At 69.8% G+C, this 10834-nt stretch carries 8 protein-coding genes; all 8 read left to right on the top strand.

The genetic code is table 11. The features are described from left to right. The 8 genes from ACNA0R_RS03665 to ACNA0R_RS03630 all read left to right on the top strand — a co-directional run bounded on the left by ACNA0R_RS03665 (position 1) and on the right by ACNA0R_RS03630 (position 10827). Positions 1 to 1632: an AMP-binding protein gene (locus ACNA0R_RS03665; RefSeq protein ID WP_415824559.1), complete on the top strand. Its 1632-nt coding sequence runs from the start codon at positions 1 to 3 to the stop codon at positions 1630 to 1632. Continuing rightward, complete coding sequence (locus ACNA0R_RS03660; protein WP_415824558.1) at positions 1629 to 3098, top strand: UbiD family decarboxylase; 1470 nt, start codon at positions 1629 to 1631, stop codon at positions 3096 to 3098. Before ACNA0R_RS03665 ends, ACNA0R_RS03660 begins: the two co-directional genes overlap by 4 nt. After that, positions 3095 to 3697 carry a UbiX family flavin prenyltransferase gene (locus ACNA0R_RS03655; RefSeq protein WP_415824557.1) on the top strand — a complete coding sequence of 201 codons (603 nt, stop codon included), beginning with the start codon at positions 3095 to 3097 and terminating at the stop codon, positions 3695 to 3697. Before ACNA0R_RS03660 ends, ACNA0R_RS03655 begins: the two co-directional genes overlap by 4 nt. 29 nt (positions 3698 to 3726) lie before the next feature. After that, on the top strand, positions 3727 to 4533 hold the full coding sequence (locus ACNA0R_RS03650; RefSeq protein WP_415824556.1) for an enoyl-CoA hydratase/isomerase family protein: 807 nt from the start codon (positions 3727 to 3729) through the stop codon (positions 4531 to 4533). A gap of 42 nt (positions 4534 to 4575) precedes the next feature. Further along, positions 4576 to 6294 (top strand): GMC family oxidoreductase, encoded by a 1719-nt coding sequence (locus ACNA0R_RS03645; protein ID WP_415824555.1) that lies wholly within the window; start codon positions 4576 to 4578, stop codon positions 6292 to 6294. A 64-nt stretch (positions 6295 to 6358) separates the two neighbouring features. Continuing rightward, entirely contained in the window at positions 6359 to 7762 is a 1404-nt protein-coding gene (locus ACNA0R_RS03640; RefSeq protein WP_415824554.1) for an MFS transporter, read from the top strand. A gap of 16 nt (positions 7763 to 7778) precedes the next feature. Beyond that, a complete protein-coding gene (locus tag ACNA0R_RS03635) occupies positions 7779 to 9125 on the top strand; it encodes an alpha-hydroxy acid oxidase (RefSeq protein ID WP_415824553.1) in 1347 nt (448 codons plus the stop codon). A 19-nt stretch (positions 9126 to 9144) separates the two neighbouring features. Continuing rightward, positions 9145 to 10827: a thiamine pyrophosphate-binding protein gene (locus tag ACNA0R_RS03630; protein ID WP_415824552.1), complete on the top strand. Its 1683-nt coding sequence runs from the start codon at positions 9145 to 9147 to the stop codon at positions 10825 to 10827. Positions 10828 to 10834: the final 7 nt, after the last annotated feature.

Raw genomic sequence — 10834 nt, 5'->3', positions numbered from 1 at the left:
ATGCTCGATCTAGGAAGAACCTTTCTGCAAAGCGTGGAGCGCAGCCCGCACGCGCTGGCGCTGGTCGACGGCGACCTGCGCCTGGATTACGCCGCGTGGAGCCATCACATCGCGCGCACGGTCGCCGGGCTGCGGCAACTGGGACTGGGACACGGCGACCGCCTGCTCTCCGTCCTGCAGAACCGCCACCAGGCCGCCACGCTCCATTGGGCCTGCCAGTTCATGGGCGTGACCATCGTCCCGCTGAACTGGCGCGCCAAGCCGGAGGAAGTCGACTACTGCGTCACCGACGCCGAGGTCAAGGCCATCTTTTACGAGCAGGCCAGCCAGGACGCGGTGCAAGGCAGCGCGGCGGCGCGGCCCTTGCCGCGCATCGCCGTCGGGATAACGCCTGCCAGCGGCGTCGCGGCCGCACCGGCCGGCGCCGACCTGACCTGGGACGACCTGCTGGACCATGCCGGCACGGCGCTGGAACCGCAAGCGCGCGCCGACGATTTCTCCCTGATGCTGTATACCTCCGGCACGACCGGCAGGCCCAAGGGCGTGCCGCGCCGCCACCGCCAGGAACGCGCCGCCGCACTGGCCCATGTGGCGCAGAACCTGTACGGGCGCGGCGAGCGCACGCTGGGCGTCATGCCGCTGTACCACACCATGGGCGTGCGTTCGCTGCTGGCCATGGCCCTGGTCGACGGCGCCTTCGTCTGCATGCCGCGCTTCGACACCGCGGGCGCGCTGGCCCTGATCGCGCGCGAACGCCTGACCTGCCTGTACCTGGTGCCTACGCTCTACCACGACATGATGGTGCAGCGCGAGCGGCAGGGCGGCGGCACGGGACCCGGCCCGGACCTGGCCTCCGTCACCAAGCTGGGCTTCGCCGGCGCCCCCATGCAGGACGCGCTGCTGCAACGCTTGCAGCGCGCCTTCCAGCCCCGGATCTTCGTCAACCATTACGGCTCTTCCGAGGTCTACACCTTCTCCATAGACCAGGACGCCCTGCGCAAGCCCGGCAGCGCCGGGCGCGCCGGCATCAATACCCGGCTGCGCGTGGTGCGCCTGGACGCGTGCGGCGCGCAGGACGTTACCGCGGTGGGCGAGGAAGGGCAGATCATTGTCGACCTGAGCGGCGACGAAGCCTTCGAAGGCTATTGGAAACGGCCGGACGCCAACGCCAAGTCCCTGCGCGACGGCTGGTACTACACCGGCGACATCGGCTACCTGGATGCCGATGGCGACCTCTTCGTGACGGGCCGCGTCGACGACATGATCATCAGCGGCGGCGAGAACATTTCGCCCGTCGACATCGAATCGGTGATTTCACTGTGTCCCGGCGTGGCGGAAGTGGCCGTGGCCGGCTTGCCGGACGAGCGCTGGGGCCAGCGCGTGGTCGCCTTCGTGACGCGCAGCGACGCGCTTCCCGCGCTGGACGCGCAGGCCCTGGACATGCACTGCCGGCAGTCGGACCTGCCCAATTTCAAGCGGCCGCGCGAATACGTCTTCGTCGCCGACATTCCCAAATCGCCCGTGGGCAAGATCCTGCGCCGCAAGCTGGCCGCGGGCGAATACCAGGCCCTGGGCACGCCGTGCCCGCAGGCCGACGCGGCGCCATCCAACCCTGCCCGAGAAACATCATGAGCACCCGCGCATCTTCCTCTTCCGCACCCGGCGCGCCGTTCACGGACCTGCGCCACTGGCTGGCCCATCTGGCCGGCACCGGCCGCGTGGCGGTGATACGCGAAGGCGTGCCGCTGGAACATCGCCTGGCGGCCATCGCCAAGCGCCTGGACGGCAAGCAGGCGGCCTACTTCCCCAAGCCCGGCGGCCACGCGATGCCCGTGGTCTCGGGTTTCATGGCGCGCCGCGCCTGGATCGCCGAAGCCATCGGCGTGCCCGAATCGCAGCTGCTGCAACGCTTCCGCGACGCGGCCGAGCATCCGGTCCCGTGGCAGGAGATCCCGCAGGACCAGGCCCCATGCCAGCAGGTCATTCACCGCGGTCGCGACGTCCGCGAAATCCTGCCGGTACCCACGCACAGCGAGCACGACAACGGGCCCTACATCACCGCCGGCCTGGTCATCGCCCGCAACCCCGTCACGGGCGCGCAGAATGTGTCGATACACCGCATCCAGGTGCACGCGCCGACGCGCATGGCCATCCTGATGCTGCCGCGTCACCTGTGGGCGTTCTACAAGGAAGCGGAGGCGCGCAAGCAGCCGCTGGAAGTCGCCGTGGCCATCGGCGTTGACCCCCTGACCATGCTGGCCTCGCAGGCCATCGCGCCGCTGGACAGCGACGAAATGGAGATCGCCGGCGCCCTGCACGGCGCGCCGCTGCGCGTGGTCAAGTGCCGGACCAACGAGGTGCGCGTGCCGGCCGACAGCGAGATCGTCATCGAGGGCCGCATCGTGCCGGGCGAGCTGGAACCCGAAGGGCCGTTCGGCGAGTTTCCCAAGTACTACAGCGCGCGCGAGGAGCGCGAGGTCATCACGGTGGACGCCATCACGCATCGCCGCGATCCCATCTACCACACCATCGTTCCGGCGGAAATGGAGCACCTGCTGCTGGGCTCCATCCCGCGCGAGGCGACCCTGCTGGCGCACCTGCAGCGCAGCTTTCCCAACGTACTGGACGTGCACCTGGCCATCGGCGGAGTAGGGCGCTATCACCTGTACGTGAAGCTGCGCAAGACGCACGAAGGCCAGCCCAAGAACGTGATCTGCGCGGCCTTCGGCGCGCACTACGACATCAAGCAGGTCATCGTCGTCGATGACGACGTGGAAGTCCACGATCCGCAGCAGGTGGAATGGGCGGTGGCCACGCGTTTCCAGGCCGACCGCGACCTGGTGGTGATCCCCGGGGCCCAGGGTTCGGTGCTGGACCCGTCCACGACCGTCGGCTGGGATCGCGGCGACGGCGAGACGGCGCCGTCCCACCAGCAGGGCATCAGCGCCAAGATGGGCCTGGACGCCACCCGCCCGGTGGTCTATCACGAACATGTATTCACCAAGGTGCGCGTGCCGGGCGAAGACGATGTCGACCTGGCGGCCGAGATCGATACGTCGGCGCGCGTGGATTTCACCGGCGCCGGGGCGGGGCAATGACGCAGCGGCTGATCGTCGCCATCACCGGCGCCAGCGGCGCCGTCTATGGCGTGCGCCTGCTGCAAGTGCTCAAGGCCATGCCGGAATGGGAAACGCACCTGGTGATGTCGGCCTCGGGCGCCTTGACGGCCGCCCAGGAGCTGGACATGCGCCGTAGCGATATCGAGGCGCTGGCCGACGTGGTGCACAACGTCAAGAACATCGGCGCGGTGGTTTCCAGCGGATCGTTCCGCACCGCCGGCATGGTGGTGGCGCCTTGCTCCATGAAGACCCTGGCCAGCGTGGCGCACGGCCTTGCCGACAATCTGGTCAGCCGCGCCGCCGACGTGGTGCTGAAAGAGCGGCGGCGGCTGGTGCTGATGGTGCGCGAAACGCCGCTGAACCTGGCGCATCTGCAGAACATGACCGCCGTCACGACCATGGGCGGCATCATCCTGCCGCCCGTGCCGGCCTTCTATGCGCGTCCCACCTCGATCGAAGACATGGTCGATCACACGGTCGGCCGCGTACTGGACCTTTTCGATATCGAACCCGCCGGCCTCGTGCGGCGCTGGGAAGGACTGCGTCCTTCCGGCGACGCCCCGGATACGGGCCACTGAACATCCAACCGAATCAGGAGATTGCTCTGATGCCGCAAATCAACCATCCCGCCCACACGCTGCTCGACGAATTCGATGGCTTCCAGGTCCACATCGATGCGGCCCGGGCGCGCGCCGATATCGTGCTGGAGCGGCCGCCCTTCAACATCATCTCCATGGCGGAACGCGACCAGCTGCGCCTGGTGTTCGAGGCCCTGGATGCCGACGACCGCGTGCGCGTGATCGTGCTGCGCGCCGTCGGCGAACATTTCTCCAGCGGCGGCGACATCAAGGGCTTCCTGGAAGCCTCGCCCGAGCACGTGTCCAAGCTGGCCTGGAACATCGCCGCGCCGGCGCGCTGCGCCAAGCCGGTGATCGCCGCCAACCGCGGCTATTGCTTCGGCGTCGGTTTCGAGATCTCCCTGGCCTGCGATTTCCGCCTGGTCACCGAAACTACGCAGTACGCGCTTCCCGAACAAAAGCTCGGCCAGATACCAGGCTCCGGCGGCTCGGCGCGCCTGCAGAAAATGGTCGGCATCACGCGCACCAAGGACGTGGTCATGCGTTCGCGCCGGATCTCCGGCCAGCAGGCCTACGACTGGGGCATCGCAACGGAAATCGTGCCCGACGGCCAGCTGGAAGCCGCCACCGACAAGCTGGTGGCCGAACTGGTGGGCTTCTCGCCCCTGGCGCAGCGCACCGCCAAGAAGCTGCTGAACGACACCGAGGACGCCTCGCTGTCGGCATCCATCGAGCTGGAAGGGCATTGCTATAGCCGCCTGCGCAGCAGCGACGATTTCCGCGAGGGCGTCGAGGCCTTCCACGGCAAGCGCGCGCCGACCTTCCGCGGCAGTTGAGGCCGCATCATCGCCAACCCTTTTCATGACCAGGAGGCGTCGATGGCGGGCTCGCCAGGCGCGATGTACGACTATGTGATCGTGGGGGGCGGATCGGCCGGCTGCGTGCTGGCGCATCGGCTGTCCGCGCGGCCGGACGTGCGCGTGGCCTTGCTCGAAGCCGGCGACGACACGCCGCCCGGCCGCGTGCCGCCGGAGATCCTCGACAGCTACCCCATGCCGGTCTTCTGCGGCGATCGCTGGATCTGGCCGGAGCTGAAGGCCAGCCCCACGGCCGGCGCGCCGCCGCGCGTCTATGAGCAGGGCAGGGTGATGGGCGGCGGCTCCAGCATCAATGTGCAGTCGGCCAACCGCGGCCTGCCGCGCGACTACGACGATTGGGCCGCGAGCGGCGCCGCCGGCTGGGGGTGGGACGATGTACTGCCGTACTTCCGCCGGCTGGAATGCGACCTGGATTTTCCCGATGGCGACCTGCATGGCCGCGACGGGCCGATCGCGATACGGCGCATCGCGCCGGCCGACTGGCCGCCGTTCTGCACGGCCTTCGCCGATGGCCTGCGCCGCAACGGGTTGCCGCTGCTGCGTGACCAGAACGGCGAGTTCGGCGACGGCTGCTTTCCGGGCGCCTTTTCCAATCGGGACGATAGCCGCGTGTCCAGCGCCACCGCCTATCTGGATGCCGCCACGCGCGCGCGTTCCAATCTGGACATCCTGGCCAGGGTGCGGGTGGAAGGGATACGGATGGACCGTGGCCGCGCGACGGGCGTGTCGGCGCGCGATGCGGGCAGCGGCGCCCGGCTGGAATTGGCCGCGCGCGAGGTCGTGTTGTGCGCGGGCGCGCTGCAGACGCCCGCGCTGATGCTGCGCGCGGGCATCGGCGATGCCGCCGGCCTGCACGCCCTGGGCATATCCTGTGTGGCGGACCTGCCCGGCGTGGGCCGCAACCTGCAGGACCATCCTTCCTTGACGTTCTGCCATTACCTGGCGCCGCGCTGGCGTGCGCCGCGGACGCAGCGCCGCGCCAGCATGACGGCCGCGCGCCTGTCTTCCGGCGTGCCGGGCTGCGAGGCCTCCGACCTGTACCTGTCCAGCGCGACGCGCGCGGCCTGGCATGCATTGGGCAGCCGCCTCGGCCTGTTTTTCCTGTGGTGCAACCGGCCATACTCGCGCGGCCGCGTAGCGCTGGATCCGGTCGATCCGCAGGCGCCGCCGCGCGTGGACCTGAATCTGCTGGACGACGAGCGCGATATGGCGCGCTTGATGGTCGGCGTGCGCATGCTGGCCGGGGTGGTGCGCGCCGCCGGTTTCGGCGGCGACCCGCGCGACTTCTTTCCCGCCGCGTTCTCGCCGCGCGTCAAGGCGCTGAGCCGCGTCGGCCGCGGCAATGCCTGGCTGACCGCGGCGCTAGGCGCGGCGCTGGACGCGGCAGGCCCGTTGCGCCAGGGACTGATCGAGCGTTTCGTCACGCGCGGCCTGCGCATGGCGCCGCTGCTGGCCGACGACCGCGCGCTGGCCGACTTCATCAAGTCGTACGTGTTCGGCGTCTGGCATGCCAGCGGCACCTGCCGCATGGGCGATGCGCGCGACCGCGCGGCCGTGACCGATACGCAGGGCCGCGTCCACGGCGTACCCGGCCTGCGGGTCGTGGATGCATCGCTGATGCCGCGGCTGCCCGCGGCCAATACCAATATCCCGACCATCATGATCGCCGAAAAAATCGCCGACGCCATGGCGCGCCAGGCACGGGCCGGCACGCCGTGATGAGCCCGCCATACGCAGCATCGCCGCGCAAGGCGCGCGGCGCGACAATCAAAGAGGAGACCAAATGTCCGCGGTAATCCAGGAGACGGCGACGCCGCCGAGCAACCGGCAAGTCATCGGCGCGGTGGTCGCGTCGTGCATGGGGTGGGCGCTCGACCTGTTCGATCTGTTCGTCCTGCTCTATGTCGCTCCCGTGGTGGGGCGGCTGTTCTTTCCATCCGAGCACGCCATGTTGTCCCTGGCGGCGGTCTATGCGTCCTTCGCCGTGACGCTGCTGATGCGCCCGCTGGGGTCGGCGCTGTTCGGCTCCTACGCCGACCGCAAGGGCCGCAAGGGCGCCATGACGGTGGCCGTCGTGGGCGTCGGTGTGTCCACCGCCGCCTTCGGCCTGCTGCCCACCGTGGCCCAGGCCGGCCTGCTGGCGCCCATCCTGTTCCTGGTGCTGCGGCTGGTGCAAGGCGTGTTCGTCGGCGGCGTCGTGGCGTCCACCCACACCATAGGCACCGAGTCGGTGGCCGAGCGGCACCGCGGCGCCGTGTCGGGCTTGATCGGCGGCGGCGGCGCCGGCGTGGGCGCTTTGCTGGCTTCGCTGACGTACCTGGCGATGTCGGCCCTGTTCCCCGGCCCCAGCTTCGATACCTGGGGATGGCGCTGCATGTTCTTTACCGGCATCATCAGCTCGCTGCTGGGACTGTTCGTCTTCAGCCGCCTGGAGGAATCGCCGCTATGGAAGACGCTGGCCGCGCAAAAGGCAGCGCGCGCCGCGCAGGCCGGACGCGCGGATGGCGCGCCGGCGCAGGGGCTTGCACGTTCCCCGCTGCGCGCCATTTTTTCGCGCGACTATCGCGGCATCCTGTTCGTCAATCTGCTGCTGACGCTGGGCGGCGGCAGCAGCTATTACCTGACGTCCGGCTATCTGCCGACTTTCCTGAAGGTGGTCAACCAGGTGCCCAACGGGACGGCCGCCGCCATGCTCATGCTGGGCAGCGTCGTCGTGGTGGTGGCTAGCATCCTCATCGGGCATCTGAGCACGCTGATCGGACGCAAGCGCACGTTTATCGTCGTCGGCATCCTGCAGCTGCTGGCGAGTCCCACGCTGTACATGCTGTTGCCCGGGACGACCAGTACGATGACGGCTGGCGCCTATGTGGTGCTGCTCAGCGCGCTGGGCAGCATCGGCTACGCGCCCATCCTGATCTTCCTGAATGAACGCTTTCCCACCGAAGTGCGCGCCACCGGCACGGGTTTATCCTGGAACATGGGTTTCGCCATCGGCGGCATGATGCCGACCTTCGTCTCGCTGTTCGCCGGCACGCCCGCGGACCTGCCGCTCACGCTGGCCTGCTTCATCGCCGGCATTACGCTGGTGTACCTGATCGGCGCGTTCATCGTTCCGGAAACCGCCGGAGGCATCGACGCCGGCGCGGGCCGGCCCGGCGCGCGGGGCGCGGGCGCCGTGGCTCGATAACGAGGAGGGACACGCCATGCCCGTGGAATCGGCCCTGTCCATCGCCGACCTGGCGGACGCCGCCCGGCGCCGTCTGCCGCCCAGCATCTACGGCTACGTCAGCGGCGCCAGCGAGGATCACGCTTCGCTGCGCGCCAATCGCGACGCCTTTGATCGCTGGCGCTTCCTGCCGCGGCCGCTGGTCGACGTCTCGGTGCGCTCGCAGGCGGTGGAGCTGTTCGGCGTGCGCTATGCCTCGCCCATCGGCATCAGCCCCATGGGCGTGGTCAGCCTGTGCGGCTACGACGGCGACGTGGCGCTGGCCCAGGCGGCGCGCGCCGCGCAGGTGCCTTTCGTGCTCAGCGCCGCGTCGACGACGCCGCTGGAGCGCGTGGCCGCCGCCAATCCGGACATGTGGTACCAGGGCTATCTGCCCGCGCGGCGTGACGTGATCGCGCCCTTGCTGCAAAGGCTGGAACGGGCCGGCATACCGGTGCTGGTGGTAACGGTGGACGTGCCCATCGCCTCCACGCGCGAGAACGAACTGCGCAACGGCTTCAGCATTCCCTTGCGGCTGAGCCCGCGCCTGCTGTGGGGCGGCGCCATCCGGCCGCGCTGGGCCCTGCAGACCTTTGCGCGCACGCTGCTGCGGCAGGGCATTCCGCATTTCGAGAACTTCACCGCCGACCGGGGCGGGCCCATCATCACGGCGACGCGGGGCGACCATCGGGCGGGCCGCGCCGCCATGACCTGGGAGGAGATCGCGTGGATACGCGACCGCTGGCGCGGCCGCCTGCTGGTCAAGGGCGTGCTGCGCGCGCAGGACGCGGCGACCGCGAGCGCGCTCGGCCTGGACGGCATTTTCGTGTCGAACCATGGCGGCCGGCAGCTGGACGGCAGCATCGCATCGCTGGACGCGCTGCCGGCCATCGCCGCCGCCGCGCCGGGGCTGACATTGCTCCTGGACGGTGGCGTGCGCCGCGGCACGGACGTGCTCAAGGCCTTGGCGCTGGGAGCCGCCGCGGCCTTCGTCGGCCGGCCCGCCTTGTATGGATTGGCTGCCGGCGGCCAGCGCGGCGTTGCCCACGCGCTGACGCTGCTGCGCCGCGAGATCGATGTCGATCTGGCCTTGCTCGGCTGCCCCGACGTGGCGGGCCTGCGGCACGGCTTCCTGTGCCGCGCGGATACCCCGCTATCGGCCGCGCACGGCGCCGGCCCGGCGGCTTCCACGACCATGGCCGGCGCGGACGCAGGCCGAGGCATGCGTACTGACCGGCATGTACGCGCGGGCGCCGCGCGCATGGCGGGCGACATCGCGGACGGCGCCGATGCGCGCATGGCGGACAACATCGCGGACCGCGCGCGCGGCGGCATCGACTATTGATAATTGATAAGGAGACACCATGACCCCCACCCAGCCCGCATCCCGCACCGGCGGCCAGATCCTGATAGACGCGCTGCGCATTCATGGCGTCGACACGGCCTTCTGCGTGCCCGGCGAAAGCTTTCTGGCGGCCATCGACGCCTTCCATGACGCGCGCGACGCCATCCGCCTGGTGGTGTGCCGGCAGGAGGGCGGGGCGGCCCATATGGCGGAGGCCCACGGCAAACTGACCGGCAAGCCGGGCATCTGCTTCGTCACGCGCGGCCCGGGCGCCACCAATGCCAGCATCGGCGTGCACACCGCGCGGCAGGATTCCACGCCCCTAATCCTGTTCGTCGGCCAGGTAGCCCGCGATTGCATGGGCCGCGAAGCCTGGCAGGAAATCGACTATCGGCACATGTATGGCCACATCGCCAAGTGGGTGGACCAGATTGATAGCGCGGCGCGCATCCCGGAATACATCAACCGTGCCTTCCATGTCGCGACATCGGGACGTCCGGGCCCGGTGGTCCTGGCGCTGCCGGAGGACATGCTGGCGGAAAGCGCCGCCGTCGCGGACAGCCCGCCGTTCCAGCGCGCCCAGGCCAGTCCGCCCGCCGACGCCATGCGCGAAATGGGCGAGCGCCTGGCGCGGGCGCGGCGGCCGCTGGTCATCCTGGGGGGCGGCGGCTGGACGCGCCAGGCCAGCGAAAACCTGGGCGCGTTCGCCGCGGCCTTCGATCTGCCGGTGGCCTGCGCCTTCCGCCGCCAGGACCTGCTGGACAACCAGCATCCGAACTACGTCGGCGAAGCGGGCCTGGGCATGGACCCGCGCCTGGCCCGGCGCATCAAGGAAGCCGACCTCATCCTGGCCGTCGGCGCGCGCCTGGGCGAAACCACCACCAACGGCTATACCCTGCTGGACGTGCCGCGCCCCGCGCAAAGCCTGATCCACATCCACGCGGATCCGGAAGAGCTGGGGCATGTCTACCACGCCGATCTCATCATGAACGCCGCCATGCCGGCATTCGCCGCCGCCGCCGCGGCCCTGCCGGCGCCCGCCGCGCCCGCGCCCTGGCGGGAATGGACGCAAAGCGCGCGCGCCGATTATCTGGACAATCTGCAACCCGGCGCCATGCCGGGCCCGGTCGATATGGGCCGCGTCATGGTTTTCCTGCGCGAGCACCTGCCGGCCGACGCCATCATCACCAATGGCGCCGGCAATTACACCCTGTGGGTGCAGCGCTTCTACCAGTACCGGGGGATGCGCACCCAGCTGGCGCCCACCAGCGGCACCATGGGCTACGGCATGCCGGCGGCGGTGGCCGCCCAACTGGCGCATCCCGATCGCACCGTGGTCTGCTTCGCCGGCGACGGCTGCTTCCTGATGAACGGGCAGGAGCTGGCCACGGCGGTGCAGTACGGGCTGAATATCCTGGTGATCGTGGTCAACAACGGCATGTACGGGAGTATCCGCATGCACCAGGAACGCCATTATCCCGGCAGGGTATGCGCCACCGAACTGCGCAATCCGGACTTCGCCCGGATGGCGCAGGCCTACGGGGCGTATGGCGAGGTGGTCGAACGCACGGATGATTTCCCCGCTGCCTTCGAACGAGCGCGGGCGGCGGGCAAGCCGGCGCTGCTGGAGCTGCGCGTCAGCCAGGACGCGCTGTCACCGCGCCTGACGATCTCCGGCCTGCGCGGCGCGGCCGCGGGCTGAGCCGCGC

Source organism: Bordetella sputigena, from assembly GCF_965137885.1.
In the GTDB taxonomy this organism is placed as follows: domain Bacteria; phylum Pseudomonadota; class Gammaproteobacteria; order Burkholderiales; family Burkholderiaceae_B; genus Bordetella_C; species Bordetella_C sputigena.
Note: the sequence above shows the minus strand (reverse complement) of the source record. Positions and strands in the feature narration are given on the sequence as shown.

Bases quoted from the DNA above. Each gene is read 5' to 3' on its own strand.
- ACNA0R_RS03655 (WP_415824557.1), top strand. From the start codon at position 3,095: ATGACGCAGCGGCTGATCGTCGCCATCACCGGCGCCAGCGGCGCCGTC.
- ACNA0R_RS03645 (WP_415824555.1), top strand. From the start codon at position 4,576: ATGGCGGGCTCGCCAGGCGCGATGTACGACTATGTGATCGTGGGGGGC.
- ACNA0R_RS03640 (WP_415824554.1), top strand. From the start codon at position 6,359: ATGTCCGCGGTAATCCAGGAGACGGCGACGCCGCCGAGCAACCGGCAA.
- ACNA0R_RS03630 (WP_415824552.1), top strand. From the start codon at position 9,145: ATGACCCCCACCCAGCCCGCATCCCGCACCGGCGGCCAGATCCTGATA.
- ACNA0R_RS03650 (WP_415824556.1), top strand. From the start codon at position 3,727: ATGCCGCAAATCAACCATCCCGCCCACACGCTGCTCGACGAATTCGAT.
- ACNA0R_RS03660 (WP_415824558.1), top strand. From the start codon at position 1,629: ATGAGCACCCGCGCATCTTCCTCTTCCGCACCCGGCGCGCCGTTCACG.
- ACNA0R_RS03665 (WP_415824559.1), top strand. From the start codon at position 1: ATGCTCGATCTAGGAAGAACCTTTCTGCAAAGCGTGGAGCGCAGCCCG.
- ACNA0R_RS03635 (WP_415824553.1), top strand. From the start codon at position 7,779: ATGCCCGTGGAATCGGCCCTGTCCATCGCCGACCTGGCGGACGCCGCC.